Consider the following 25,566-nt stretch of genomic DNA (forward strand, 5'->3'; position numbering starts at 1 on the left):
AACTATTCTTTCGCCGTGCCGGTTAGGAAGGGGCTGCTACCGCCCGAGCTACGCGAGCTGTTCGCCGACGACGGCGTGCGGCGCGAGCTCACCGTGGAGTTGCCCCCCGGCGTGACCGTCTGGCCCGACCCGACCTTCGAGCGCGGGCGCCCCCACCGGCGGCCCGCCTTCTGGCTGAGCGACGACCCCGTGTCGGGCGAGCTGTGGTCGGAGTTACGCGCCGAGCACCCCACGTCGGGGCTGTGGCCGCTGCTGCTGGAGGAGTCGGTGCAGCCCTGGTCGGTCGGCCAGATCGCGCCCGACGACGCCGACCGCATCAACCTGTTCCACGCTCAGGCCTTCATGGACGAGGTGTGGGCCGACTGGGTCGAGAGCGCCTCCCACGACCAGATCGGCAATCTGGAGCCCTTCGGGCCGGTCTCCCCCGGTCTGGCCGAACCCGGGGTCCCCGTCGCGCATCCCGACGTGGTGGCCGACTGGTACGCGCGGGAGCTGGCCCGCAACGGCACCCCCCTCGGCCTGGTCGCGGCCTCGCGCGGCGCCGACGCGCTGGCGGTCATGGGCTGGCAGGGCGCGGTCAACCACAACGAGTGGGCGGTGCCGATGGCGGCCGTCATCCGCTCGTGGGAGGACCGGTTCGGGGCCCGGGTGGTCGGGGTCGGCTTCAACACCCTCGACCTGAGCGTGGCCGCCCCGCCGACCACCGAGCTCCACGCCGTGCACGTGGCCGCCGAACACTGGACGTTCTGCCCGGACAGCATCGTGCAGGGGCCGGGCACCCTCGTCGACTACGCCGAGCAGATCATGGGGCGGAACGCCTGGTCGTTCTGGTGGGACTAGACCTGTGGGATGAGAAAAGGCGCTGCCGCCGGAGGTTGGCCTTCCGGCGGCAGCGCCCGCTCAGTGAGGGACTAGTTGATGTTCAGGGTGAACGTCGACGTCGTGTTCTTGATGTTCTGGAAGTTGTTGCTGAAGGTCAGGTTGTTGAAGGTGGCCGAACCGACCGCCGGGCCCTGACCCTGCTCGGGCATCTCGTTGACCCAGATGCCGAAGCCCGACTTCGCGTCGAAGGCGTCGCCGCTCTTCTGCGCGCCGGAGATCGAGACGTTGTTGAAGACGGTGTCGGTGTGGGGGTACTCCGCCGCGCCGTTGTACTTGGTCTGGAACATGATTCCCGAGTACGTCGGGTCGACGATGTCCACGTTGTTGATCCGGATGCCCTGGAACTCCTTGGAGGCCGAGAACATCCAGATGCCCGGGAAGGTCTGCGCGCCCCAGAAGTGGCCGCCCGACCGGATGATCGAGATGTTCTCCAGGGTCGTCGGCTGGGTGCCGAAGCCCTTGAACTGGTAGCCGAAGTCGAGCGAGGAGACCGTGATGCCCGAGTAGCAGAGCGTGTCGGCGATGTAGATGTTCCGGAACGTGTTGTTCTGGCCGCCGTAGACCGCCAGGCCGGCCGCGCGCCACGGGGTGGTCACCGAGAGGTTCTCCCAGAGGTTGCCCGTGTTGTCGCCCTGGACGATGTCGATCGCGTTGAACAGGGCGAAGGCGTCGTCACCCGTGGAGCGGGCGTCGATGTTCCTGACCGTGTTGTTCTTGCTGTTGTTGGTCAGGTTCAGGCCGTCGGCGTACATGTTGCGGACGCGGCTGTTGGTCAGCAGCAGGTTGCTGACGTTGGTGCCCCAGACCATGACCATCTGGTGCTCGATCCACATGTTGTCGATCGAGATGTTGCTGATGCCGGTCAGGTTCCACACCTTGCCGGGGCCGTCGTTGCGGGAGGTGTAGTTGCCGAACACCGCGAACCCGCTGAAGGAGGTGCCGTTCGCCGACGACTGGACGTCGAAGCCGATGTCGGAGTTCTCCTGGCTGGTCGGGGCGTAGAACCGGGTGTACCAGGGTCCGGCGCCGACGACCTTGATGGCCTTGCCGTACACGTTGACCTTGCTGGCCACCTGGTAGTCGCCGGCGGGCAGGTAGACGCCCTCCCAGCCGCTCTCCATGCGGGCCTTGTCGAGCGCGGCGGTGACGGCCGACTGGGTGAAGCCGGTCGGCACGACGTACTTCGCCGGGTCGGGGTTGGCGATCGGGGCGACCTGCTCGGTGTTGATGAAGTCGATCGCGTAGTTGGTCGCGTTGGCGGCGTCCTTCTGGAGCTTGATCTTCGTGCCGGCCGGGAACGAGCCGTCGAGGAAGATGTTGGCCTCGTCGTAGATGTGGCGGGGGCCGCCGGAGCCGGGCGAGTTGTTGGGGCTCGCCTCGTTGCCGTACTGCCACATGTACTTGGACGTCAGGTTGATGGCCTTGTGGAAGGCGCCGTTGACGTAGACGTTGAGTTCCTCGTTGATGCCGCCGCCGCCGGGCGCGTCGGGGATCGAGAAGCGGGTGACCAGGGTGTTGGTCTGGGCCCGGGTGGTGAACTCGACGTAGGCGCCGGTGGTGTTGAGGGTGACGGCGCGGCGGCCGCTGGCCTCACCGCCCAGGTCGCCGATGATGCGGTTCGGGCCGACCACGCCGGCGCCGCCGCCGCGGACGGCGTCCTCGGCCTCCAGGTGGTCGTACGGCATGTTCGCGCCGCGGCCCACGAAGAGCGAGTTGTTGGTGGTGTTGTTGGCCCGCTTGACCGGCAGCTCGTTGCCGTCGTCGGCGAGCACGACGCGGACGGTGAATCGGCCGTTGGCGGCGGTCCAGGTGCCGAGGCTGATCGGCGAGGTGGTCGCGCCGGCGGCGATGACACCCGAGTAAGAGCCGGTCAGCGTGCGGACCACGGTGCCCGAGTCGTTCAGGACAGTCAGGGTGATGCCGTGGGAGCCGCTCGCCGACGCGACGGTGCCCTGGTTCTTGATGCCGACGCTGAAGTTGACGGTCTGGCCGCCCGACGGGTTGCTCGGGGTCCAGGCCACCGGCGAGGCGACCAGGTCGGAGCTGTCGACGGGGCGGACCACCAGGGCCGTGGTGTTGACGTAGGAGTTGTTGCCGTCGTTCTGCTCGATGATCGCGCCTGCCTCGTCGACCTTGGCGTTCACCGAGTAGGAGGCGGCGTTCCTGGCGCCGATGCCGCTCGTCACCGTGGTCTGCGCGCCGGCGGCCAGGGCCGGGACGGCGACGGTGGCGACGCGGGTGGTGTCGAGGTAGAGGTTCACCGACGACGCCGGGGCGGCGGCGGAGCCGTTGTTGCGGACGATCGCCGACAGCGTGATGGAGTCGGTCTCGACCGGCGAGGACGGCGACCAGGTGGCCGAGGTGACGACCAGGTCGGGGTTGGGCGCGGCGGTGCCGAACACCTGGAACTCGGCGATCTGGCCGCCGGGGGCCCCGGTGTTGCTGTTGATGCTGATCCGCACGTCGGCCGTGGTCGCGGTCACCGGGATGGTGACGGTGTTCTGCGAGCTCGGGTTGAACGTGTAGTTGGCCGCCGAGACCAGGTTGGTGTAGGTGGTGGCCGACTGCTCACGTCCCAGGACCTGGATGTTCTGGGTGCGCGCGCCCCACGCGGAGGAGGGGTTGAGCTTCAGCACGACGGAGGTGATGTTGGCGTTGGCGCCGAGCTTGACGGTCAGCTGGCTCGGCCAGGTGCCCGACGCGCCCTCCCAGTAGGTGTCCAGGTTGTTGTCGTTGGCGTTGGCCGCGACGAACGTGTGGACGTGGCCCGACTCGACCATCTCCTTGCCGGTGGCGAGGTTGGTGCCGGGCTGGCTGGTGCCGGTGCGGGTGACCGAGTTGCTGTCACCCGAGACGTTGCCGGCGGCGTCGCGCGCCCGCACCAGGTAGGTCACCGTGGCGGTGGCCGGCTGGGTGTCGGTGAAGACGAGCGTGGAGCCGGAGACGCTGCCCGCGGCCGAGCCGTTGCGGATGATGTCGTAGCCGGTGACGGCGACGTTGTCGGTGGAGGCCGTCCAGGTGAGGCGGATCTGGCCGGAGCCGGGCTCGGTGTAGGCCAGGTTGCCGGGGGTGGTCGGCGCCTGGGTGTCACCGGTCGACTGGCCGGTGCGGGTGACCGAGTTGGAGTTGCCGGAGACGTTGCTCGCGGCGTCCTTCGCGCGGACGAAGTAGGTCACCGTCGCGGTCGCGGGCTGGCTGTCGGTGTACGTCAGCACGTTGCCCGCCACGCTCGCGATGAGCTGGCCGCCGCGGTAGACGTCGTAGCCGGTGACGCCGACGTTGTCGGTGGAGGCGTTCCACGCGAGCCGGATCTGGCCGGAGGCGGGCTCAGTGTAGACCAGGTTGCCGGGGGCGCTGGGCGCCTGGGTGTCGGTGGAGCCGCCGGGGCCGTACACCTCGAACTCGGAGACCTGACCGGCGGCCCAGCCCGTGTTGGCGGTGATGTTCAGCCGCACGTAACGGGTGGTCGCGGCGGAGCCGAAGTTGATCGTCACCGTGTTGCCGGTCGACGGGTTGAACGTGTACCCGGCGGAGGGCACGAGCGTGGAGAAGCTCGAACCGTTGGCGCTGCCCTGGACCTCGAGGGTCTGCGTGCGGGTCTGCCAGGCCGAGTCCGGCGGCAGCTTCAGCACCACGCGGTTGACGCCGACCGAGGAGCCGAGGTCGACCTGGAGCCACTCGGGGAAGACGTTGTTGACGCTCTCCCAGTAGCTGCTCGCGTTGCCGTCGGCCGCGTTGGCGGCGACGTAGTTCTGCGAGACGCTGCTGGCGGTCAGGGTGCGGCCCAGGGCGAGGTTGCCCGAGGAGCTGGTGACGCCGTAGACCTCCAGGGCGGAGAGCTGCGCCGACGCCCAGCCGGTGTTCGCGGTGATGTTCACGCGGACGTACCGGGTGCTGGTGGCGCCGAAGTTCAGGGTGACCGTGTTGGCGCTGCCGGGGGTGAAGTTCTGCCCGGCCGAGCCGACGATCGTCGACCAGCTGCTGTTGTTGAGGCTGCCCTGCACCGAGAGGGTCTGGGTCCGGGCGCCCCAGGCGGCCGGGAGCTTCAGCACGACCTGGTCGATGTTCTGGGCGCTGCCCAGGTCGACCTGGACCCACTGCGGGAAGGTGCCGCCGGAGCTCTCCCAGTAGGAGTCCTGGTTGCCGTCGGCCACGTTGGAGGAGGGGTAGGGGGAGTTCGTGCTGCTCGCGGAGGTGGCCTTACCGGCCGCGAGGTTGGGGCCGCCGGCTGCGGAAACCGGCTGCAGGGGCCCCACGGTCACGACGAGGACTGCCGCGACAAAAGCCGCCAGCAGCCGTAACGGTCCGTGCTTTCTCGTCATCGCCTTCTTCTATCTCTCGGCATGGCACTACAGGGGTCGGGGGGTACAGGAGCACGGACGCTGTGCATCCCTGAAGTTGCGAGGAAAAGATAGGAATCAAACATCACTTTGCAAGATTCTTGCGCAGTGATGGTCGAATGTTACAAGTGTGCTAAGAGGACGTCAACGGTCAGAAAAACCTGCCCTGATAAGGGCTTATGGGCCGCCCACTGGATCTTCAGTAGCCCACAAGTCACCCACAAGCCGGCCTGAGCATCGTGTTCCCTGGCGCCCGGTGTCCCGGGCGGGAGGGGAAGACGATGAGGGTGAGCTGGCGGTTCTCCGCCGACGGCCGGTACGCCGCCTGCCTGGCCGCCGACCGGGGCGAGGTGTTCCGCCCGGAGGTGTGGGACTTCACCGGTCCCGGCGCGGTGGTGCGCCCGCTGGCCTCGGCCTGCGACGCCGGCACCCAGATCAGCCCCCTCGGCGGGGAGCGCGCGCTGCTCTGCCGCAACGACGACGGCCGCCACCGGATCTCGCTGGTCACCTCGTCGACGGAGACGACCCTGACGGCCGGTCGCGGGCCGCGCGTGCACCTCGCCGGCGGCACGGGCGAGACGGGCGACACGGGCGATCTGGTGACGGGCGACGCGGTCTACCGCGTGACCGGCGACGGGCTGAGGAGACTCGCCGACCTGCCGCCGGGCGCGAGCGGCCCGGGGGTGGTCCTCGCGCCCCGGCTCCTCGGCCTGACCCGGCCGGGGGCGCCGGGCCCGGTGGTGCTGGACCTCGCCGACGGCTCGTGGGAGCTGATGCCCGGCGCGGTCACCGGCGCGCGGGTGCTGGCAGGGGGTCTGGTCGGGATGCCGCCGGACCAGGCCCCCGAACTCCGCTGGCGCGGCCGGCCGGTCCTGCCGGGGCTCGCCGGGCAGGTCACCGCGCTGGGCGGCGACGACCGGCGGATCGCGCTGCGGGTGGAGCGGGGCCCCCGGTCCCGGCTGGCGATCTACACGCCGTCGACCGGCGAGGTCGTCGAACCCGCCATCCCCCACGGCACGCTGGGCGGGGCCGCCGCCTTCGACGGCGAGGTGGTGCGGGTGCCGTTCAGCTCCCCCGGCGCGCCCGGTTCGGTGCTCTCGGTCGGGCCCGGCGGCGTCCGGCTCGACCGGTGATCCACCGGAGGGAGGTGGTCGAGGGACAGCACGCGCGCAGGCGCTTTTTCTGAGATCTTCACCGGACGGGGCACAGGCCGGGCCTGTGCCCCGGCTCCGAGACCCCGGGCGACGCTTGGTGACGGCTTCCGGCCGGGCCGATTCGCGGGTGCGCGAGCAGGCCGGCTCACTCGATAGTCCGACGTTCATCGGACTATCATCGGGGGATGACAGCGAGAGTCCTGGAACACCCGCCCGCCGAGGAGATCCGGCTCGAAGAGGTGCTGCACGCACTGGCCGATCCGGCCCGCCTGGAGATCGTGCGGTTCCTGGCCTCGTCGGGCCGGGAGGTGCCCTGTTCGGCCATCGACCTGGCCGTCAGCAAGTCGACCACGACCCACCACTACCGCGTGCTGCGCGAGGCCGGGGTGATCACCCAGGTCTACCGGGGCACGGCCAAGCTCAACGGCCTGCGCCGCGCCGACCTCGACCGGCTGTTCCCCGGGCTGCTCGACAGCGTGGTCAACGCGGTGACGGCGCCCCGCGCCGATACTGCGCGGGCCAGTCGGCCGACGCCCTGACCGGCCAATAAGGGTCGCGCAGCAGCGCGCGGCCGAGGAAGACCGCGTCGGCCTGGCCGGTGGCGACGATCCGCTCGGCCTGCTCCGGCTCGGTGATCAGCCCGACCGCCGACACCGGCACCCCCGCCTCGGCCCTGATCCGCTGCGCGAACGGCACCTGGTAGCCGGGCCCGAGCGGGATCCGCTGAGTGGCCGCGTTGCCGCCGCTCGACACGTCGATCAGGTCGACCCCGCGCGCGGCGAGCTCGGCCGCGAGCATCACGGTCTGGCCGGGGGTCCACGCCGGTTCGCCGTCGGGCAGCCAGTCGGTGGCCGAGACCCGGAAGAACAGCGGCAGGTCCTGGGGCCAGACCGCGCGCACCGCGTCGACGACCTCCAGGGCGAACCTGGCCCGGTTCTCGAACGTGCCGCCGTAGGCGTCGGTGCGGTGGTTGCTGTGCGGGGAGAGGAACTCGTGGATCAGGTAGCCGTGGGCGCCGTGGATTTCGACCACCCGGAACCCCGCCCGCAGCGCGCGTTCGGCCGAGGTGGCGAACGCCTCGACCAGCTTGCCGATCTCGGCCTGGGTCAGCTCGGCCGGGGTGGGATGGGCCTCGGAGAAGGGGATGGGGCTGGGGGCGACCGGCGTCCAGCCGTGGTCGCCGGGCCCGACCGGGCCGCCGCCGAGCCAGGGCCGGTTCGTGGACGCCTTGCGCCCGGCGTGTGCCAGCTGGATGCCGGGGATCACGCCCTGACCGGTGACGAAGCGGGCGATGCGCTCCCAGGCCTCCTCCTGCCGGTCGTTCCACAGGCCGGTGTCGGCCGGGCTGATGCGGCCCTCGGCGGAGACGGCGGTCGCCTCGGCCATCACGAGCCCCGCTCCGCCGACGGCGCGGGCGGCCAGGTGGGCGAAGTGCCAGTCGTGCGGGGCGCCGACGTCCGGGCCGTCGGTCTCGGCCGAGTACTGGCACATCGGCGACATCCAGACCCGGTTGGGGAAGGTCAGCGAACGCAACGTCAGGGGCTCGAACAGCATGGGGTCCTCATTCCCTCTAGTTCGAGACTCATCGTACTACGACGATCGTCGTCCTTCGAGGAACCCGTCCATGCTTGCCCCCATGACCGGATGGACCCGACATTCCACCCCCGAGTTCGCCGCCATCGCGGCCGAGCGCACGATCCTGCGCTGCGAGATCGGCTCCCGCCTCCACGGCACCTCCCTGGGCGACGCCAGTGACCGCGACGAACTGGGCATCTGCGTCGAACCGCCGGAGTATGTGATCGGGCTGCGGACCTTCGAGCAGTACATCCACCGCTCGGTGCCCGAAGGGGTGCGGTCGGGTCCGGGCGACCTCGACCTGACCGTCTACAGCCTGCGCAAATGGACGCGCCTCGCCCTCGACGGCAACCCGACCGTGCTGCTGGCCCTGTTCGCGCCGGACGCCGAGGTGACCCCGCTCGGGGCGGAGCTGCTGGCCGAGGGGCCGTCGTTCCTGCTGTCCCGGCGGGCCGGCGAGCGGTTCATCGGCTACCTGCGCGCCCAGCGGCAGCGGAGCCAGAGCGCGAAGTCGGCCGGGCACATGGTGCGGCTCGGGCTGCAGGGCGCCGAACTGCTGGAGACCGGGAGGATCACGCTGCCGATGCCCCGGCGGGACCTCGTCGTGGCCGTCCGGACCGGCGAGATCGACCGGGACGAGGCGCTCGCGATGGCCGCGCGGCTGGAGGAGCGGCTGGCCGATCTCATCCCGGTGAGCGTGCTGCCCGAGCACCCCGACGAGGCGCGGGCCGACGCGTGGCTGGTGGACGCGTACAGGAGAAGCTGGGCCGCTAGCGGCGTTCCCGCCGTACCTTCTGGGTGACGTCGACCGCCACGATCAGCAGGGTGCCGGCGAGGACGTACCACTTGATCTCGTCGACTCTCATCTCCTCGGCGAACACGCGGCCGGTGGCCAGGGCCAGGGTCAGCGCCACCGCGAGCACCAGGTCGAACCCGATGGCCACGCGCCGGGTCAGGCGGTCCCAGCGGCCGTGGGCGATGACGACGGCGTACAGGACCAGGGAGGCGACCAGCAGCGCCAGGACCACGACCGCTCTCGGCCCGAGGAAGGCCGGGTCGTAGTCGAGCCAGGGGAACACGTCACCCGGGTTGACCAGGGCGATCGTGCCGCAGACGTAGAAGATCCAGGCGGCGGCGTGGCCCAGCCGGTTGATCTCGTCGGACTCGGGCGGGCGCGGCTTCCACCGCGCCGTCCCGGGCCATCTCCTTCTCGTGTACGCCCCCAGCGCGAACACGGTGACCAGCATGCCTGGCCACCACAGCGACGCGATGGCGACGTCGAACCACCAGGTCAGGAGCGGGTGGGGCCGGGCTCCAGGGCGACCGACACCGCGCCGAGCACCCAGATGACCGCCAGGCCGCCCGCCGACCAGTGGAGGAACCGGCGCGTGTCGGCCGGGTCGAGCACCACGAGGGGCGGCCGGTAGCGGGCGGCGGCCTCCTCGGGGCGGCCGAAGGCGTCGATCACCCGGCGGGCGTCGGCCGGGTCGGCGCGGTCGCCCAGTTCGTCCAGAAGAATGGATCTGAGTTCGGCGGCCACGTCGCCGCGCTGGCGGCGCGGCAGCCGTTTCGCGACGTCGGCCACATAGGTGTCGATGAGTTCGGCGGCGTTCATGAGGCCCCTTCACCGTCGAGGAGTTCGTCCATGGTGGCGGTGAGACCCCGCCAGGTGCGGGCCAGCCGGGTGTAGAGGGCCCGGCCGTCGTCGCTCAGCGTGTAGTAGCGGCGGGGTGAGCCGCCGTCGGTGCGCCACTCGCTGACCAGCGTGCCCTGGCTCTCCAGGCGGCGCAGCAGTGGGTAGAGCGTGCCTTCCTCGATCGCCATGCCCTGCTCGGCCAGGGCCTGACGCAGTTCGTAGCCGTAGCGGAACGCCTTCAGCTGGGAGAGGACCGCCAGCACGATCACGCCACGCCGCAGTTCGAGTTCCATGATGCTCCACACAGTACTGTGCACCGCACAGTACGACAAGCGCGCTTTCCTTGAGGCCATGATCATCCGACCGGTAGAGTCGGCCGGGTACATCCCCCTGACCAGGAGAGCGCGCGATGGTCACCGACGTGCCGGGCCCGGCCACGCCGGACCTGCTCCGCAAGGACCAGCGGGAACGCCGTGCCCGCATCGTCAGGGCCGGCCTGCGCAGCCTGTCGGGGAGCGACTACGACAAGGTGAAGGTCTCCGACCTGGCCCGCGACGCCGAGGTCGCGCTCGGCACCCTCTACCGCTACTTCGCCTCGAAGGAGCACCTGTTCGCGGCGGTCTTCGCCGAGTGGCAGGACGGCCTGCGGCGCGACCTCGGCCGCCTCCCCCCGGCGGAGGGCACCGAGGGCGAGCGCCTGCGGTCCGTCCTGCACCACGCGATCCGCGCGTTCCAGGCCGAGCCGCAGTTCTACCGGCTGATGATCGTCCTGCAGACCACCGGCGACCCCCACGCCGCCGAGATCTACACCCCCCTCGACGACCTGCTCGCCGACGTCATGCGATCGGCCGTCGAGGGCGCGGACGAGACCGTCGTGTCGACCCTGCGCGCCGTCGCCGACCAGGGGTTACGCGCCTGGATCATGGGCCGCCGGCCCATCCAGGCGGTCCACCGCGCCGTCGACGACACCCTGAACCTGATCACTCAGCCGCGCGAGGCGTAGACCTTCTTGACCTTGGCCACGGCCTTCTTGGCGTTCTTCACCGTCGTCGGCCACGTCGGGTCGCCCTTGCCCGTCTGGCCCTGATAGACGACCACCGCGCTCTTGTACGCCACCACCACGAACTCCGACACGTAGGTCTCGCGCCCCTGCCCCGCCCAGGGGATGTGGTCGAAGGTGATCTCGAAGGCGTAGGTCGCGTCCCCCAGGTTGGCGACCTTTTTCCGCTTGAACGAGCTCCCGCCCCGGAACCCCTCCAGCCCGTCACAGGCCGGCCCGACCTTGGCGGCGGCCGCCTTCAGCGTCTTGATCGTGGCCGCGTTCCCCGTGAAGACCTGCTGGAGCGCGGCCACCTTCCCGATCGTCCACGCCGTCGGCCGCTTGCCGCCGAACGCGGCGTCGTAGGCCTTGAGCGCGTCCATGCAGCGCGCATTGTCGACGCGGAACATGGACAGGAACCCGCCGTCCAGGTCCCTCACGAGCACCGCCGTCCCCTTGCCGAAGTCCTTCTCGGTGAGCAGCGCCTTCTTGATCTCCGCCGCGGACAGCGGCGCGACCGCCAGCGCGCCCGCCAGGACCAGTGCCGTGATCATGTGTGACTCCTCGCGTGGGGGGTGATGCGAGGACGCTAGTGACGCACCGGCACCATGATCAACGAACTACGCGAAACCTTCACACTTTCCCCACGGTGCGTGGGCGGGCGCGTGGCCCGGCGGGTGGCGATGCCCCACACTGGGCACGTGCGCCACGAATATTGCCTGAACTGCGACGCCGAGACGGTCGAGACGTTCACCGAGTCCGGCCGCATCCACTGCCGCTGCACCACCTGCGGCCAGGTCGCCGACCGCTCGCTCGTCGTCGACACCGCGCTCCGGATGTGGCACGAGACGGCCGGGGTCTTCGTCCGCGACCCGTCCGGGCGCTTCCTGTTCTTCAACCGGATCGCCTTCCCCTACGCCCTCACGATCCCGGCGGGGCACGTCGAGCAGGGCGAGGCGCCGGAGGTGAGCGCGGCCCGGGAGTTGGAGGAGGAGACCGGGCTGCGGGCCCTCACCCTGTCGCTGGTCGCCACCGAGCCGATCGACGGCGACCAGTGCCGGCGGGGGGCCGACGGGCACGTCTGGCACACCTACCTGACGACGGTGAGCACCGAGCCGCCGGTCGCGCTCGACGAGGGTGAGGGCGACGTCTACCAGTGGCTGACCCTGGCCGAGGCGAAGGAGCAGCCGCTGACGTTCGCCGCCCGCCACCTGGTCGAACGCCACGAGGACCGGCTCATGGCCTGAGCCCCCGGCGGGCCTACTTCTTGCGTGGTCTGCCCTTCGGCTTCGCCGGCCGCTTCGCCGTGCCGGTGGACTTCCGGCGGCCGAAGCCGGTGCCCCTGGGCGCCGGGCGGGTCTGCTCCTCGTCCCCGGAGCTGCCGTCGGGCTGGTCGCGCTGAACGGGGGTGCGGCTGCGGGCGCGGGAGGGGACCGGGCGGCTCGGCGGGGAGGCGTCCCGGGGTTCCTTCTGGCTCCTGCGCCGGGGTGGCGGGGAATCGTCCCGGCGGACGCGGTCTCTCCCCCGGCCCTCGAAGGTGATCTTCTTCTTCCTCGGGCGACCGGGGCCCCGCTTCTTCCTGGCCGGTGGGTCGTCGCCGCTGGAGGCGGTCTTGCGGCGCTTGGCGGTCTTCGGCTTCTTCTTCTTGAGTTTCAGCGGCGTCGCAGAACGGCCGCGTTTGCGCGGCTGCGGGTCCTCGTCGTCGTCGCTGCCCGCCTCGTCGTCGGCCTCGTCGGGCTCCTCGTAGTAGCTGTCCCACAGGTCGAACTCGATGCCTGACTCGTCCTCGCTGGAGACGTAACCGGACTCCTGCTGGCCCTCGGCGGTGAAGTCGGTGATGGCCTTGATGACGGCGCCCCGTTTGCGGGGGTCGGCGATGGCGTCCGCCAGCGCCTTCTCGCGGGTGTTCCGCTTGCTCGGGACCGGGTTGATCTGCAGGTAGGCGCGGAGCACCGACGGGTTCGTGAGCGAGACGGGGGCGGGCCAGCCCGAGGCGTAGGTCTTCAGGTGGGTGCCGGTGGCGGGGAGCTTGAGGCCCTTCCTCTCCAGCGCCTTCATCATGAGCCAGCACTTGAAGCAGCACAGCTTCGAGATGCCGATGGCGAGCTTCGCGTGGGTGACCCGGCGGGTCAGCTTGGCCCGTTCGCCGCTTTCGAGCTTGAGCGTGAGCGCTCGGGCGACCTTGTCGCCGCCCCGGTCGTCGTCGTCGGACTCCCCCGCCTCCTCGCCGAGCTCCGCGGTCCGTCGCCGCAGCATGACGTCGGCCGCCTGCGTCTCGGCGTGGACCTTGAACTTCCCGGCCGTGTGGGCGAGCACCCGCAGGTCGTCCCACTGCCGGTCCAGGTCGGCCAGGAACACGAGCGTCTTGCGCAGCCGCCGCTCGGCGGCCTTCAGCACCGCACCGTCGATCCGCTGCCCGCTCTTGATGCGCTGTTCGAGCTTCTGGCCCGCCATGTCGCGGAAGAGCTGGTTGATCAGCTCCTCCGCCTCCTCGGCCCCGGCCGTGGCCGCCTCGAACAGCCGCTGGAAGTCACGGGTCAGGCGGGCGTCGGGACGGTTGGCGAACAGCCGGATGTCGTTGCTCATCACCTGGACGACCGCGACGCACTCCCGGCTCGCCTTCAGGTTGGCCAGCACCCACGCGAGCCGGTCGAGCTGACGCTGCTCCGGGGTGTCGATCTCCGCCCCGGCCTCCTGCTTCCCGAGGACCACCGACAGCTGCTTGCGGGTGTGGTCCTCGATGGTGGTGTTCAGCCGGACCTGCGACAGCGCGGGCCGGTCGGTCTCCGGGTCACCGAAGATCTTCAGCCCGGCGTGGCGGGAGAACTCCTTGTCGTAGTCGCCGAAGTCCCGGCCGGTCTCCTCGTAGAAGCCCTGGATCTCCTTCTCGACCTCCTCGTCGCCGTCCATGACGTGGCCGACGACGGTGCTGGCCAGGATCTTGTCCGGGGTCGGGTCGTCGTCGTGTCCGAGCAGCACGCCGAAGGCGTTCCAGACGTCCTCGTCGTCCTTCTCGGACAGATCGCCGACCGCCGTCAGCAGTTCGGGGGCGGTGGTGGCCGGGCTGATCCCGTGCACGTTCTTGTACCAGGCCTGCAGCCCCTTGCCCGGCCCGACGTCCTTGACGCCCCACGCCTTGACGAGCCGTCTGGCGGTCGGGTGCTTCTTCCTCAGACGGCTGCGGAAGACCTCGAGACCGTCCTCCCGGATGGCCTGCAGGTCGGCGTCGGCCTGCTTGCGCGGCCGCTTGACGACCACCTCGTCGACGTCCTCGTCGACGTCGGCCTCGCTGCCGGACTCCTCCTCGTTCTCCTCGGCCTCGTCGGCGAGCGGCTCCGGGGGCGGCTCCCCGGCGAGGCGGCCGGACCTTCGGAGGGGTAAGGCGGGCGAGGGTCTCTCGGATTCCTTCTTCTTGCGTTTCCCGAACACCGACGCCCTCCCACACTGCCGGAATGGAACGTGCCAGACCGTCACGATGCCGGGACTCCAGGAGGTCGTCAAGGCCCGACTTCCGCCCGCGCCACCCGGCGGGCCGGTAGGTCGGTCAGCCAGGGCGGGAGGACCCTGTCGGCGAGGAGGCAGGCGGCGACCAGGGCCGTGGTCGCCAGGGCCGGGTAGAGCGCGGCGACGACCAGCGGCGACGGGCCCAGCAGGGGTGACACGCCGGTGTGCAGGAGGGCCAGGAGCGGCATGTGGATCACGTAGATCGGGAGGGTGCGGCGGCCCAGCCAGGCCAGGCCCTCACCGATCAGGGCGACCCGGCCCAGCAGCGGGGTCACCGACAGGCCGGAGACCAGGGCCAGCAGGGAGACCAGGGTCCACACGGTCGGGACGCGCTGGGCCGACAGCAGGAGCATGGCGGCGAGCGCGGTCGCGTACAGGAGACCGACGGCTCCGGCGCGGCGCCAGGTTGTGGACTCCGCGAGGCGTTCGGCCCAGGGGCGCAGGTGCAGGCCCAGGAGGAAGAAGACGAAGTTCTGCAGCAGCGAGCCGCGGTTTCCCGGGGTGTCGAACACGCCGGCGGCGGTGACGACGGCCAGCAGGGCCGCCGCGCCCAGGACGACGGGGACCGGAATCCGGGTCAGCAGTTTGGCCGCCGTGAAGTAGAGGGCCAGGGCGTACAGGTACCAGAGGTTCGGCGGGGTGACGAGGAACTGCTCGGCGAACTCGCCGACACCGCGGGCGCTCAGGGTGTCGAACTCCGGGGTGAACCAGAAGACCGCGGTGTGGACGATCATCCAGGCCAGATAGAGGTAGAGGAACTTCGCCACCCTCGATCGGACGACCTCCCGCCACGGCCTCCGGTGGGCGCTCAGGGCGAACATGCCCGAGATGGCGAAGAACAGCGGCATGCGTAAGGTCATCAGCGCGTCGCCGAAGACGCCCCACAGCGCCGGGAACGGGCCCGCCGACGTCCACTCGATCCGCAGGTAGCTCTTGTTGACCGTGTGCCACAGCACCACGAGCAGAATGCAGACGCCCTTGGCCACATCGGCCCACACCGCCCGCTGCAGGGTCTCCATCTCCGTCACGTCCTCTCACGCCGGGAGGCTCACTCTCCGCGTGAGAGGACGTGACGACGGTGACGGAATCCTCAGTGCGTCGAATTACGCGTCACCTGCACGCCGTCGAGCGCGCAGACGGCGTTCGGGATCAGGACGGCCACGGCGTAGTACTCGCTCACCAGGTAGCTGGTGACGGCCTTCTCCGAGGTGCCGAGTTCGCGGACCACCGGGGTCCGCGACGGGCGCAGGCCCACCACGCCCTGGCGGCCCTCCCCCGGGCGGACGACGAGGATGCTCGTCGTGTGGTCGGCCGCGACGGGCAGTTTGTCGCACGGCAGGAACGGCAGGCCGCGCCAGCCCAGGACGCGGCGGCCCCGGTGCTCGACCTCCGACGGCTGGACGCCGGACCGGCTGCACTCCCGGCTGAACGCCGCGATCGCGCGCGGGTGGCCCAGCAGGTAGCGCGGGGACGTCTGCTTGCAGATCAGGTCGTCCAGGTCGAACGGGGTCGGCGGGCCCCCGCTCGTGGTGATGCGGTGGCGGGCGGGCGGGGCCGCCAGCAGGTCGCGGGCGAGGTCGAGTTCCTTGCGTTCCGCCAGGGCGTCGAGGGTCAGCCGCAGCTGCTGCTCGTACTGGTCGTGCGGGTCGTTGTAGAGGTCGCCGACCTGGCGGTGGACGCGCATGATCGTCTGGGCGGCGGCCAGCTCGTATTCGCGCGGGGGGTGTCCGTATTCCACGTACATGCCGGGGATCTCGGGCTCTCCCGCGTGGCCGGCCGCGACGACCACTCCCGGCTGGGAGCTGCCGCGGCGGGCGATCGTGCGGCGGAGCGTGCTGGTGCGCCGGTAGACGCCGCCGGGGACGTCCGTCCACTCCATGATCCCGAGCAGGTGTCTCGGGGTCGTCGACGCCGTGTGCGGTTCGGTCTTGGTCGTCGTGGCCAGGGTGCGGGCCGCACCCGTGGTCAGGCTGGTGGTCAGGCTGGTCGCCACGCGTGTGCTCCTCTCGTGCCCAGGCCCGACATGCCCAGCCGGGTACGGTCGCCGAGGTCGCCGCCCAGCCAGCTGCGCAGCGCCTCGGCGTAGTCGGCCGGGGCGTCGGCGGCGAGGCGGTCGAACTGGGCGCGGCGGGCGGTCAGCAGGTCGCCGACCACGTCGGCGGCCTGCTGCAGGTCGCATTCGAGCAGCCGCTGGAGCGCCAGCACACCGTTGCTGACCTCGGTGGGGACACTGATCTTCTCTTGGTACGTCACCAGGTCGCGCCGGGCCGTCGCGATGTCGGCGAAGCACTCCTCCAGCGCGCCCCGGCGGGGGGCCGGGAGGCCCAGGCTGTACAGGATCAGATCGACCATCAAGCCGGCGTGCTCGGCCCGGCGGGTCTGGAGGTGGTCGACGGGGTCGGGGACCCGCCCGCGGGCGCTGTTGCCCAGTTCCCACTCACGGGTCTCGACGAGCCGCTCGACGTGGGCCGGGTTGAGCGGGGCCCTCGCCCACAGGTCGGCCAGCCCTCTTTCGACGGCGTTGAGCGGCGGTGGCGGGTTCTCGCCGAGGAACAGCGGCAGCCTTCTCAGGAACGCCTTCCCGCCGGTCAGATCGCCGCGCGCCTTGAACACCCGGTCGAGGGTGGAGTCGAGGGCGGCGAGCAGGACGTACCACTGGGAGAGCACCTCCAGCCGGTCACGGGACACCTGGTGGTGCGCCGTGACCGCCCACGCCACCGCCTGCGGCGCATAGGGCAGGCCCATGCGCCGCGCCCAGTCGGCGGCGGCGGTGCGGGCTCCCCCGGCGAACGGGCTCTTCCCGGAGATCGCGGTCTCCGGCAGGTGGAAGGAGGCGTGCCGGTCGACCGGCCGGTGCCCCGCCCACAGCCGGGCCGCCGAGGCGCCGAGCCCCGTCGGGTGCCGCCAGACGGGGACGCGCGGGTCGGCTCCCCGGGTCGCCTCGTTCATGTAGCGGGACGAGCGCAGATGCCACTCGTGGGACCCCGCGTTGGCGTCCTGCAGCGACCGCGCGACGTTCAGCACGGCCACCCGCTCCTGCGGGGTGAGCGGGAGTTCCGGCAGCTCGGTGAGCAGCGTGCTCTCGAACTGCAGCAGCCGGGACGTGATGAGGTCGTTGGCGGTGTCGGCCGCCTTCTGCGGGGTCATCCCGAGGAACTCGCGCAGCACCAGGACGAAGTTGTTGAGCTCGCCCTCCTGCTCGGTCTCCCGCTGGTAGGAGAAGACGTCGTTGAGCAGCACCTGCGCGTCGGTGAAGGTGTCCCGCATGACCTGCACCGGCCGCGACGCCCACACGTGATCGGGGAGCGGGGTGCCGTTGACCAGCTCGATCAGGTCGGCCACCCACCGGCCCGCGCCCGCGCCGCGCCGGCGCTCCAGGTAGTCGACGGGGTTCGGCACGCGTCCCTCGGCCAGGTTGCCGAGCTCCCAGAAGGCGTCGTCCATCTGCGCGAACGTGTTGTCGCCGAACCGCCGCCGCCACCCCTCGGTGGTGCCCGGCACGGTCCGCGCCCACAGCTCGGCCAGCGTCGCCTGCACCGGATCGGCGGCCTCCGGCACGGGCTGCGCCAGGTCGGCCGGCATGAACGCGCGCACGTCGGCCAGCCACGCCGCCGCCCCGACCACGTCACCCGTCGACTTGTAGTGGCGCAGGAACCAGTCGTCGAAGTAGAACCCCCAGAAGTACCAGTCGGTCAGCAGGTCGAGCTGGGCCGGGGTGGCGTCCGGGAAGCAGTAGGCGGCGAACAGGGCCAGGTCGATGGAGTCGGCCGTGGCCGCGTCCCAGACGCCGTCGTCGATCAGGCCGTGCCGGACGGCCCACGCGCGGTTGTGCGCGCGGGCCGCCTCGACGTGCGGGTTCAGCCGCGGCGGCCAGGGGCGGTAGAAGTCGGGCAGCTCGAAGGGCCGCACGCTCAGTCCCGGTGGCCGAGCTCGACGTTCTCCAGGACGCCCAGCGCGTCCGGCACCAGCACGGCGGCGCTGTAGTAGGCGCTGACCAGGTAGGAGATGATCGCCTGCTCGTTGACGCCCATGAACCGCACGTTGAGACCGGGCTCGTACTCGTCCGGCAGCCCCGTCTGGTGCAGGCCGACGACGCCCTGGCTGTCCTCGCCGGTGCGCATCAGGATCATGGACGACACCCCGGTGTCGCTGATCGGCAGCTTGTTGCACGTGAGGATCGGCACCCCGCGCCAGGCCGGCACCTCCCGGCCCAGGACGTTCACCGTGCTGGGGTAGAGCCCCAGCTTGGAGCACTCGCGGCCGAACGCGGCGATGGCGTGCGGGTGCGCCAGGAAGACCGTGGGCTCCTTCCAGACGACGGCGAGCAGGTCGTCGAGGTCGTCCGGGGTGGGCGGGCCGGAGCGGGTCGAGATCCGGTGGCCGTGGTCGGCGTTGTGCAGCAGGCCGAAGTCGCGGTTGTTGACGATCTCGTGCTCCTGCCGCTCCCGCAGCGCCTCGACGGTCAGGCGGAGCTGCTGCTCGACCTGGTTCATCGGCTCGTTGTAGAGGTCGGCCACCCGGGAGTGCACGCGCAGGACCGTCTGGGCGACGGAGAGCTCGTACTCGCGCGGGTGCGTCTCGTAGGCGACGTACGTGTTCGGGAGGGTGGGCTCGCCCTGGTGACCGGAGGACACCTCGATGGCGGCCTCGCCGTCGGCGTCGGTGTGGGGCGTGTCGGCGTGGAGGCGGGCGTCCAGATGACTCCGCAACCCGGCGGCGCGGTCGGCCACCTCGGCGAACGCGTCCTTCGTGAGGGACAGCAGGACGCAGGGGGTGACGGCCCGGAAGCCGAACTCCCAGACGCCGTGCTCGTCGAGGAGCGCCTGCTCACCGAAGTAGGCTCCGTCGGACAGCACGCCCAGGCTCACCGGGTGGCCGTACTTGCCCGCCCCGAGCCGGTCGACCTTGCCGTGGGCCAGGATGTGGAAGCGGTCGACCTCCTGCTCCGGGCTGACGATCAGGTCGCCCGGGTCGTACTCGGTCTGGACGAACCGGTCCGCCAGCGCGGCCAGCACCTCGGTGTCGGCGTAGCCCTTGAGCAGCGGCAGCTCACCCAGCTCCTGCGGGATGACCTGGACCCGGGCGCCGGTCTTGACACACTGGATGCGGCCGTCGCCGATCGTGTAGCTCAGCCGGCGGTTGACGCGGTACGTGCCGCCCGCGACCTCCACCCACGGCAGGACCTTCAGCAGCCAGCGGGACGAGATGCCCTGCATCTGCGGCACCGACTTGGTGGTGGTCGCCAGGTTGCGGGCCGCGGCGGTGCCGAGGCTGGAGGCGGCGTCGGCGGCCGGGGAGGCCGCGGCGAGGCCGGCGTTGAGCTCGGTGGTCATCGGACGCCCTTCACGAGGGAGGGGCCTGCCCCCTCCGACGTGGATCACGTTGACGAGAACGGGTGGTCCACCCGGCGGAGATGAACAACGTTTTGCCGTGGCCTGCGCCTACGCTGACGGCCCCGCACACCACCGGCGCCGATCAGCCGAAGGTGGAGCCGACGATGTTCTCGACGTCGTCTTCCCGATGTAGACAAGTAGCAAACCTATACAGACGATGATGAGATATGGTCTCGCGCATGACACCCATCGAGCAGCCTTCCCCTCTGGAAACCGGTCCTTGCGGGGACGTGCGGAACGACACCTCCGGGGTCAGGGACGATCTCGGCATCCTGCGGACCAGCCAGCGGGAGATCGAGCGGAACCTGGACACCGTGCGCATCACCGTGCGTGTCCTCCGGGAGAACGATCTGCCGGTCATCCGCGGCGGCATGGACCTCGTCCGGGACCACCTCATCCACCTCAGAGCCGGTCAGGCCGAGATCCGGGACCTGCTCGCGGACATCGTCCGGCGCCTGGACGCGTGACGCGATAGCGCAGATCAGTCATGGGCGGCACAGACCTACGACGGGAGTCGGTCACTACTATGAGCAGCAAGTCTGAGCGTCCCATCGAAGAAAGGATGGTCTGGGCCGAGTTGAACATCCCCGACATCCGCGAGGACATGGGCGTGATCCGCGACAGCGTCAAGGAGACTCGCTTCAACGTCAGGCGACTCCGCGAAGATGTCGAGACAGTGGGCGAGCGCGTCACGTCGATCCAGGGCGACGTGACCGTGATGAAGATCGACATCACCGAGATCAGAACCGATGTCGTGAAGATGTGTCTCGGCCAGGTCCGGATAGAGAACGCCCTCAACGCGATCCGCGGCGACGTCGAGGGCCTCAAGGTGGGCCAGGACGCCCTACACGGCGAGATCGACACGCTCCGGGGCGACGTCGAAGACCTCAAAACCGGCCAGGACGCGCTCCGGGGCGACGTCGAAGGTCTCAAGGTCGGCCAGAAGGCCATACACGCCGAAATCGACGGACTCAAAGCCGGACAAGACGCACTACGGAGTGATGTCGACGAGCTCAAAGTGGGTCAGGACGCCATGCGTGCGGATATCGACGAGCTCAAAGCCGGGCAAGAAGCCATGCGCGGCGACATCGACGCCTTGAAGACTGGGCAGGAGAAACTGCAGTCTGGGCAGACGGAGATCCGGGACATGCTCGCCGCCCTGTTGCAGCGCAGCGGCTGATTCCCGCGAGGTGTGGGAGGCCCCGACCAGGGCCTCCCGCGTTTGGTCAAGGGAGTCAGCTCAGGTTTGCCTCGCCGCAGATGTGGACCTTCACGCCCAGTTCGGCGAACAGGGCTGCCTTGGCCACCAAGGCCTTGTCGGCTGTTTCGGCGTCGGGGGCGTAGGCCACGTTCAGGTGGTTGGCCTTGTGGCGGGCCATGAACTGGTCGCGGGTCACTCCGTGGAAGACGGCGTGCATGATGGGCCACGCCGGGGTCGTGGCCTGGGAGCGGCGCTCGGTCTCCTCTTCGGGCAGGGAGACGGCTGAGGCCCGGCCCAGGTCGACGTGTAGTTCGCCGCCCTGCAGGAACACCCGGCTCCAGACGATCTCGCCGGGCTTGCAGACGCCCTTGATGGTCGAGCCGCCCAGCGGGAAGTACACCGGGTCCTGGCGCCAGCCGACCGCGTCCGCGTAGCCGTTCTCGAAGTGCGACGGCGGGACCGAGCCGGAGATCTCGAAGACCCAGACGAAGCGGCCGTCGTACTCCTCGCCCCAGCGCACGTCATGGAGGGTGGTCGCGGGGTCGAGGCCCATGGCGGTCCAGAGGCGGTTGGTGATCAGCGCGTCGACGGCCACGCCCTCGTCGGCCTCGTTGAAGTGCGGGAGCGGGGCGCCGTCCCAGAGGACGCGGGAGCCGTCGCGGGAGGTGACCGGGGGGCGGGTCGCGTTGTTGAGGAGACCTTCGGCCAGGTCTGAGGCGGGCGAGAGGTCCTTGAGGCCCTGCTGGTATTGGATGCCGACGGCGTCCAGGCCGTAGTCGTCGCTGATGCGCAGGGCGGCGATGTACATCTTGTACTGCCACCTGAGCTGCGCCTCGGTCAGCTCGGTCGCCTCGTCGGTGCCCAGTCTGAAGGTCATGCCCTGTGACAGGAGCCAGGCGCCCACCGCGTCGGCCTCCTCGTCGGACGTGCGAAGCATCTCGGCCCACAGCGCGCTCTGGGACAGGCGCTCCTTGTAGATGCCGATCGGGTTCAGCAGTTCGTCGTCGATGATCGCGTTGTACATCCCCATGCAGCCCTCGTCGAAGACGCCGATGATCGCCTTGTCGGCGAGGAGCTGCTCGGCCAGGGCCACGCCCAGGGCTTTCTCCGCCGAGTCGGGGAGTTCAGGAAGCGGATGCACGTGGGAGTCGTCGTGCGGGATCGTCCCGGTCTCGACCCAGGTCTTGATGCCTGCTTTGAACCAGTCGTCCTGGAAGTCGACGCTCCAGATCGTCGAGTAGGCCACGCCCATCTTGGTCATCCCCGAGTTCAGGCCGAGCAGGCCGACCAGGCCGGGCCAGGTTCCCTCGAAGTTGGCCAGGGTCAGGATGGGGCCTCGGTGGGTGCGCAGGCCGGCGAGGACGTGGTGGCTGTACTGCCAGACGGCCTCGGCGACGATCAGGGGGGCGTCCGGGGGGATGGTCTTGAAGACCTCCAGGCCCATGCGCTGGCTGGAGATGAAGCCGTGGCCGGTCGCGGGGTCGGCGGGGTTGGCGCGGACGACCGTCCAGCCGAGTTCGGCGAAGGCGGCGGTCACGTCGGCCTCCATCTGGACCTGGGTGGGCCAGCCCGCCAGGTTGGCCGACAGGCGCAGGTCGCCGCTGGCGATCAAGTAAGCGGTGTTCGGCGGGGCGGACGGGCGTTCGGTGGCGGGGGGGAAGGTGTACATCAGCGTGCTCCTCCGGAGGAAAGGCGGCGTTCCCGGGCCGCGAGGGCGTGGGAGACCTCGCGGGTGGCGGGATAGAGGTCGCGGTACAGGGTGTAGAGCTCGTCGTAGGCCGGGTCCGGCACGGGGGTGACGGTGGCGGCCGGGGGGTTCCAGTCGGTGATGGCGGCGCCGCGGGTCGCGCGGGCCGCCAGGTAGGCGGCGCCGTAGGAGGCGCCGATGGTGGTGGTGGGGATGATCTGGGGCAGGCCGGTGACGTCGCTGACGATCCGCGTCCAGAGGCCTCCCTGGACGCCGCCGCCGACGGCGACGACCCGTGACACCTCGGCGCCCGCCTCGCGCAGCGCCTCCACGTTGTGGCGGACGCCCAGCGCCGTGGCCTCCAGCGCGGCGCGGTAGAGGTCTCCCCTCGTGTGGCTGAGGGTCAGGCCCGCGACGACGCCTCGCGCGTCGGGGTCCTGGACGGGTGTGCGTTCCCCCGCGAAGTAGGGCAGCATCAGCAGGCCGTGGGCGCCGGGGCCGGCGGCCTCGGCCTCGGCGAGCAGGGCCGGGTAGTCGGCGCCGGTCAGGTCGCGCAGCCATGAGGTGATCGCGCCGGAGGTCGCCATGCCCCCTGCCAGGTTGTGGGAGCCGGCGTAGGCGCCGACGGTGCCCCACATCGCCGGGGTGCGCAGCGGCCGGGCGACCGTGGCGATGAGGAACATCGTGGTGCCGTACATGAGCATGAGGTCGCCGGGGTTGCAGGCGTCGACGCTGACCGCCTCGGTCCAGGCGTCGATGGAGCCGGTGATCACGGGGGTTCCGGCGGGGATGCCCGCAACGTTCGATTTCACCGTTCCGGCGATCTCGTCGGACCAGCGCAGGGGTGGCAGCTCCAGGCCGGGGGCGACCAGGGGCGCCCAGGACGGGTCCCAGCCGGTGCCGTCGTACATCGGGGTGCACTGGCTGGCCGAGTGGTGGTCGAGGGCGTATTCGCCGGTCAGCCGGTGGAGCAGCCAGGAGGCCGGCATGAACAGGCGGCGGGCCCGCGCCCAGACCTCCGGTTCGCGCGCGGCGACCCAGCGCAGTTTCGGGCCGACGGCCTGGGACGACAGCGCCGAGCCGCAGCGCTCCAGGATCGCGTCCGGGCCGCCGAGGAGCTCGTTCAGCTCACGGATCTCGGCCGAGGCCCGGGTGTCGACGCCGTAGAGGATCGCGGGGCGCAGCGGGGCGCCGTCGGCGTCGGTCAGCAGGGCGCAGGGGCCCATGCCGCTCACGCCGACGGCGGTGATCTCGCGGCCGGTGGTCAGCTCCTCCGCCAGCGAGACGAATTCGGTCCACCAGGTCTCGCCGTCCATCTCCACGTGGCCGGGGTGGGGGCGGCTCACCCGATGGTGGCGTACGGAGGCGGCCAGGACCGTTCCCGAGCCGTCGACCAGGACGCCCTTGCTCGACGAGGTGCCGATGTCGACACCGAAGAACAACGTCACAACCTCTCCCGGGTGTTCGTGTCGCGCAGGATGACCGTGCGCGCGGGGCCGTCGTCGCCGGCGATGCGGGTCAGCAGCAGGGCCGCCGCCGCCTCGCCCAGGTTGCGGGCGGGCAGGTCGACGACCTGCACGCCTCGGCGTTCGAACGACGCGTAGGGAAGATCACCGAAAACGGCCAGGCCGAACCGGGGCGGTTCGAGGCCGCGTTCCCGCAGGACGTCCAGCGCCCCGGCGGCCATCAGGTTGTTGGCGACCACCACGGCGTCGGGGGGTTCGTGCAGCGCCAGCAGGTCGCGCATCGCGGCGCGGCCTCCCTCGACGCGGTAGTCGGCGTAGCGCAGCAGCCGGTCACCGGGCACCCCGGGCACACCGCGCCGGGCTCCGGCCGCGCGCCAGCCCTCCATGCGGGAGACCGCCGTGTCGACCGTGCGCGGGCCGGTGATGCACGCGACCCGCGAGAACCCGGCCGCGAACAGCCCGGCGGCGGCGGTGTAGCCGCCCGCGCGGTTGTCGACGGTGACCGCGTCCACGTCGGGGCGGTTGAGGCTGCGGTCGACGGCCACCACCGGCACGCCGTGGGCGAGGAGTTTCGCCACGTCGCTGGCTCCGTCGGCGGGCGCGATCAGCACTCCGGCCATGTGCTCGGCGAGGGCGATGTCCATGTACGTCTGCTCGCGCTCCGGGTCGTCGTCGGTGTTGCACAGGACGACCGAGTAGCCGCCGGTGCGGGCCCGGTTCTCCACGCCGCGCGCCAGCGCGGTGAAGAACGGGTTCTCCACGTCGGGGATGATCAGGGCGATGACCTCGGAGTACCGGCCGCGCAGGCGGCGGGCGGTGCGGCTGGGGGTGAAGTTCAGCTCGGCCATGGCCGCTTTGACCTTGCGTTCGGTGCCGGCCGAGACCTTCGCGCCGTTGATGACCCGGCTGACGGTGGCCGCCGACACCCCGGCATGGGCGGCCACCTGGTAGATCGTCACCTTCGGGCCGGCCATGTCCTGCTCTGGAGGGTGTCGATCTCGTCGAGCAGGCCGAGCGTCTGGGTGGCCGTCACGACCAGCAGCAGCGGCACGATCACCACGGCGAGCACGCCGGTGGACGCGGCCGCGGCGAACCCGCCGAGCCAGTGGAGGGCGACGATCGTCAGAGCCCAGAGCGGCTTGAACGCCACCAGGATGGCGCCGCCCCGCAGAGCCTTCAGGCCGGGCCGGTCGCGGAGGGCGCCGTAGGCGAGGGCGTACGGCAGCACGATCATCGCCAGCGCGCCCGCGACCACGGTGACACCGGTCAGCACCGCGCACCCGGCGGCGAACAGCCCGAGCACCGGGTCGAACCTCCGCAGCTCAGCCAGGCGCGGGCCCTCACCCCGCGCGACCAGCGCGCAGAACCGGGCGACGGAGGTGAGGGCCAGCGACGGCGGCAGAGTGGCCAGCGCGATCATCCATCCCGGCCCCGAGGCCAGGTGCCCGGCGATCAGCGGCACACAGGACAGAAGAAAGAACAGCCCGGCCACCACCGCCCGGGGCAGTTCCCGCCAGAACAGCAGGAACGCAGGTTTCAGAAACGCGACCATCAGAACCCTCGCCCCGCGCAGATCGGTTGAGTCCACACCCACCGCACCGGCAGGTCTGCTGAAACCGAGAACGCGGCTCGCCCCACGCGCATCGATGGGACCGAGGCCGTCCACGTCGGCGGCTCCGTCGAACCCGA

The 25,566-nt window shown here is 70.7% G+C and carries 23 protein-coding genes; 8 read left to right on the top strand and 15 right to left on the bottom strand.

What is annotated here, in order from left to right:
- Positions 1-15: 15 nt before the first annotated feature.
- Positions 16-840 carry a DUF4253 domain-containing protein gene (locus AW270_RS11805; RefSeq protein ID WP_061294225.1) on the top strand — a complete coding sequence of 275 codons (825 nt, stop codon included), beginning with the start codon at positions 16-18 and terminating at the stop codon, positions 838-840.
- Between the two features lie 71 nt (positions 841-911).
- Here the strand turns inward: AW270_RS11805 and AW270_RS11810 are convergent, their stop codons facing one another.
- A complete protein-coding gene (locus tag AW270_RS11810) occupies positions 912-5,204 on the bottom strand; it encodes a discoidin domain-containing protein (RefSeq protein WP_061293855.1) in 4,293 nt (1,430 codons plus the stop codon).
- Between the two features lie 299 nt (positions 5,205-5,503).
- On the opposite strand from AW270_RS11810, the gene AW270_RS11815 reads away from it, so the two are divergent.
- Positions 5,504-6,355 carry a hypothetical protein gene (locus AW270_RS11815; RefSeq protein ID WP_061293858.1) on the top strand — a complete coding sequence of 284 codons (852 nt, stop codon included), beginning with the start codon at positions 5,504-5,506 and terminating at the stop codon, positions 6,353-6,355.
- Between the two features lie 206 nt (positions 6,356-6,561).
- On the top strand, positions 6,562-6,915 hold the full coding sequence (locus tag AW270_RS11820) for an ArsR/SmtB family transcription factor (RefSeq protein ID WP_061293860.1): 354 nt from the start codon (positions 6,562-6,564) through the stop codon (positions 6,913-6,915).
- Here the strand turns inward: AW270_RS11820 and AW270_RS11825 are convergent.
- The gene (locus AW270_RS11825) at positions 6,857-7,930 is read right to left on the bottom strand and encodes an NADH:flavin oxidoreductase/NADH oxidase (RefSeq protein WP_061293862.1); all 1,074 of its coding nucleotides are present in this window, start codon (positions 7,928-7,930) and stop codon (positions 6,857-6,859) included. The two genes, AW270_RS11820 and AW270_RS11825, sit on opposite strands and share 59 nt — an antisense overlap.
- Before the next feature lie 82 nt (positions 7,931-8,012).
- Here AW270_RS11825 and AW270_RS11830 point away from each other — a divergent pair, with 82 nt between their 5' ends.
- Positions 8,013-8,753, top strand: coding sequence for a nucleotidyltransferase domain-containing protein (locus tag AW270_RS11830; RefSeq protein ID WP_061293864.1), 741 nt, complete (start codon positions 8,013-8,015; stop codon positions 8,751-8,753).
- On the opposite strand, the gene AW270_RS11835 is transcribed toward AW270_RS11830, so the two are convergent.
- Genes AW270_RS11835 through AW270_RS11845 form a run of 3 tightly spaced genes read right to left on the bottom strand, consistent with a single transcriptional unit; the run spans position 8,722 to position 9,880 of the window.
- The gene (locus AW270_RS11835; RefSeq protein ID WP_061293865.1) at positions 8,722-9,198 is read right to left on the bottom strand and encodes a hypothetical protein; all 477 of its coding nucleotides are present in this window, start codon (positions 9,196-9,198) and stop codon (positions 8,722-8,724) included. The two genes, AW270_RS11830 and AW270_RS11835, sit on opposite strands and share 32 nt — an antisense overlap.
- Positions 9,199-9,242: 44 nt before the next feature.
- Positions 9,243-9,566: an HAAS signaling domain-containing protein gene (locus tag AW270_RS11840; RefSeq protein WP_061293867.1), complete on the bottom strand. Its 324-nt coding sequence runs from the start codon at positions 9,564-9,566 to the stop codon at positions 9,243-9,245.
- Entirely contained in the window at positions 9,563-9,880 is a 318-nt protein-coding gene (locus AW270_RS11845) for a PadR family transcriptional regulator (RefSeq protein ID WP_157521854.1), read from the bottom strand. The genes AW270_RS11840 and AW270_RS11845 overlap by 4 nt, the downstream gene beginning before the upstream one ends.
- Before the next feature lie 116 nt (positions 9,881-9,996).
- Between AW270_RS11845 and AW270_RS11850 the strand changes: the two genes are divergently transcribed.
- On the top strand, positions 9,997-10,590 hold the full coding sequence (locus AW270_RS11850) for a TetR/AcrR family transcriptional regulator (RefSeq protein ID WP_061293869.1): 594 nt from the start codon (positions 9,997-9,999) through the stop codon (positions 10,588-10,590).
- Here the strand turns inward: AW270_RS11850 and AW270_RS11855 are convergent.
- Positions 10,572-11,180, bottom strand: a complete 609-nt coding sequence (locus tag AW270_RS11855; RefSeq protein ID WP_061293870.1) for a hypothetical protein — start codon at positions 11,178-11,180, stop codon at positions 10,572-10,574. The genes AW270_RS11850 and AW270_RS11855 overlap by 19 nt on opposite strands.
- Before the next feature lie 147 nt (positions 11,181-11,327).
- Between AW270_RS11855 and AW270_RS11860 the strand changes: the two genes are divergently transcribed.
- Complete coding sequence (locus tag AW270_RS11860; RefSeq protein ID WP_218009187.1) at positions 11,328-11,873, top strand: NUDIX hydrolase; 546 nt, start codon at positions 11,328-11,330, stop codon at positions 11,871-11,873.
- Positions 11,874-11,886: 13 nt separating this feature from the next.
- Here AW270_RS11860 and AW270_RS11865 read toward each other — a convergent pair whose 3' ends face one another.
- The 5 genes from AW270_RS11865 to AW270_RS11885 all read right to left on the bottom strand — a co-directional run bounded on the left by AW270_RS11865 (position 11,887) and on the right by AW270_RS11885 (position 19,463).
- Positions 11,887-14,055 (bottom strand): hypothetical protein, encoded by a 2,169-nt coding sequence (locus AW270_RS11865; protein WP_061293872.1) that lies wholly within the window; start codon positions 14,053-14,055, stop codon positions 11,887-11,889.
- A 68-nt stretch (positions 14,056-14,123) separates the two neighbouring features.
- Complete coding sequence (locus AW270_RS11870) at positions 14,124-15,149, bottom strand: acyltransferase family protein (protein ID WP_061293873.1); 1,026 nt, start codon at positions 15,147-15,149, stop codon at positions 14,124-14,126.
- A gap of 71 nt (positions 15,150-15,220) precedes the next feature.
- Complete coding sequence (locus AW270_RS11875) at positions 15,221-16,123, bottom strand: hypothetical protein (RefSeq protein WP_061293875.1); 903 nt, start codon at positions 16,121-16,123, stop codon at positions 15,221-15,223.
- Complete coding sequence (locus tag AW270_RS11880) at positions 16,108-18,039, bottom strand: terpene synthase family protein (RefSeq protein WP_061293877.1); 1,932 nt, start codon at positions 18,037-18,039, stop codon at positions 16,108-16,110. The genes AW270_RS11875 and AW270_RS11880 overlap by 16 nt, the downstream gene beginning before the upstream one ends.
- 2 nt (positions 18,040-18,041) lie before the next feature.
- Positions 18,042-19,463: a family 2B encapsulin nanocompartment shell protein gene (locus AW270_RS11885; protein ID WP_061293879.1), complete on the bottom strand. Its 1,422-nt coding sequence runs from the start codon at positions 19,461-19,463 to the stop codon at positions 18,042-18,044.
- Positions 19,464-19,702: 239 nt separating this feature from the next.
- Here AW270_RS11885 and AW270_RS11890 point away from each other — a divergent pair, with 239 nt between their 5' ends.
- Together AW270_RS11890 and AW270_RS11895 are read left to right on the top strand one after the other, a co-directional pair.
- Complete coding sequence (locus AW270_RS11890; protein ID WP_157521858.1) at positions 19,703-19,990, top strand: hypothetical protein; 288 nt, start codon at positions 19,703-19,705, stop codon at positions 19,988-19,990.
- Between the two features lie 59 nt (positions 19,991-20,049).
- The gene (locus AW270_RS11895; RefSeq protein ID WP_157521860.1) at positions 20,050-20,703 is read left to right on the top strand and encodes a hypothetical protein; all 654 of its coding nucleotides are present in this window, start codon (positions 20,050-20,052) and stop codon (positions 20,701-20,703) included.
- Positions 20,704-20,758: 55 nt separating this feature from the next.
- Here the strand turns inward: AW270_RS11895 and AW270_RS11900 are convergent, their stop codons facing one another.
- The 4 genes from AW270_RS11900 to AW270_RS11915 are packed head-to-tail and all read right to left on the bottom strand — an operon-like array spanning position 20,759 to position 25,429.
- Positions 20,759-22,393 carry a hypothetical protein gene (locus AW270_RS11900; RefSeq protein WP_061293884.1) on the bottom strand — a complete coding sequence of 545 codons (1,635 nt, stop codon included), beginning with the start codon at positions 22,391-22,393 and terminating at the stop codon, positions 20,759-20,761.
- Positions 22,393-23,859: an FGGY-family carbohydrate kinase gene (locus AW270_RS11905; protein WP_061293886.1), complete on the bottom strand. Its 1,467-nt coding sequence runs from the start codon at positions 23,857-23,859 to the stop codon at positions 22,393-22,395. Before AW270_RS11905 ends, AW270_RS11900 begins: the two co-directional genes overlap by 1 nt.
- Positions 23,856-24,851, bottom strand: coding sequence for a LacI family DNA-binding transcriptional regulator (locus AW270_RS11910; protein WP_061293887.1), 996 nt, complete (start codon positions 24,849-24,851; stop codon positions 23,856-23,858). The genes AW270_RS11905 and AW270_RS11910 overlap by 4 nt, the downstream gene beginning before the upstream one ends.
- Entirely contained in the window at positions 24,833-25,429 is a 597-nt protein-coding gene (locus AW270_RS11915) for a hypothetical protein (RefSeq protein WP_061293889.1), read from the bottom strand. Before AW270_RS11915 ends, AW270_RS11910 begins: the two co-directional genes overlap by 19 nt.
- Between the last annotated feature and the right edge of the window lie 137 nt (positions 25,430-25,566).

The organism is Herbidospora cretacea, assembly GCF_001570605.1.
Taxonomy (GTDB): Bacteria; Actinomycetota; Actinomycetes; order Streptosporangiales; family Streptosporangiaceae; genus Herbidospora; species Herbidospora cretacea.

Excerpts from the sequence above, each read along its gene's own strand:
- AW270_RS11885 (WP_061293879.1), bottom strand. The coding sequence starts at position 19,463 with ATGACCACCGAGCTCAACGCCGGCCTCGCCGCGGCCTCCCCGGCCGCC.
- AW270_RS11900 (WP_061293884.1), bottom strand. The coding sequence starts at position 22,393 with ATGTACACCTTCCCCCCCGCCACCGAACGCCCGTCCGCCCCGCCGAAC.
- AW270_RS11895 (WP_157521860.1), top strand. The coding sequence starts at position 20,050 with ATGAGCAGCAAGTCTGAGCGTCCCATCGAAGAAAGGATGGTCTGGGCC.
- AW270_RS11830 (WP_061293864.1), top strand. The coding sequence starts at position 8,013 with ATGACCGGATGGACCCGACATTCCACCCCCGAGTTCGCCGCCATCGCG.
- AW270_RS11915 (WP_061293889.1), bottom strand. The coding sequence starts at position 25,429 with ATGGTCGCGTTTCTGAAACCTGCGTTCCTGCTGTTCTGGCGGGAACTG.
- AW270_RS11845 (WP_157521854.1), bottom strand. The coding sequence starts at position 9,880 with ATGGAACTCGAACTGCGGCGTGGCGTGATCGTGCTGGCGGTCCTCTCC.
- AW270_RS11825 (WP_061293862.1), bottom strand. The coding sequence starts at position 7,930 with ATGCTGTTCGAGCCCCTGACGTTGCGTTCGCTGACCTTCCCCAACCGG.
- AW270_RS11840 (WP_061293867.1), bottom strand. The coding sequence starts at position 9,566 with ATGAACGCCGCCGAACTCATCGACACCTATGTGGCCGACGTCGCGAAA.
- AW270_RS11820 (WP_061293860.1), top strand. The coding sequence starts at position 6,562 with ATGACAGCGAGAGTCCTGGAACACCCGCCCGCCGAGGAGATCCGGCTC.
- AW270_RS11870 (WP_061293873.1), bottom strand. The coding sequence starts at position 15,149 with ATGGAGACCCTGCAGCGGGCGGTGTGGGCCGATGTGGCCAAGGGCGTC.
- AW270_RS11810 (WP_061293855.1), bottom strand. The coding sequence starts at position 5,204 with ATGACGAGAAAGCACGGACCGTTACGGCTGCTGGCGGCTTTTGTCGCG.
- AW270_RS11910 (WP_061293887.1), bottom strand. The coding sequence starts at position 24,851 with ATGGCCGGCCCGAAGGTGACGATCTACCAGGTGGCCGCCCATGCCGGG.
- AW270_RS11815 (WP_061293858.1), top strand. The coding sequence starts at position 5,504 with ATGAGGGTGAGCTGGCGGTTCTCCGCCGACGGCCGGTACGCCGCCTGC.
- AW270_RS11850 (WP_061293869.1), top strand. The coding sequence starts at position 9,997 with ATGGTCACCGACGTGCCGGGCCCGGCCACGCCGGACCTGCTCCGCAAG.
- AW270_RS11835 (WP_061293865.1), bottom strand. The coding sequence starts at position 9,198 with ATGCTGGTCACCGTGTTCGCGCTGGGGGCGTACACGAGAAGGAGATGG.
- AW270_RS11855 (WP_061293870.1), bottom strand. The coding sequence starts at position 11,180 with ATGATCACGGCACTGGTCCTGGCGGGCGCGCTGGCGGTCGCGCCGCTG.
- AW270_RS11890 (WP_157521858.1), top strand. The coding sequence starts at position 19,703 with ATGACACCCATCGAGCAGCCTTCCCCTCTGGAAACCGGTCCTTGCGGG.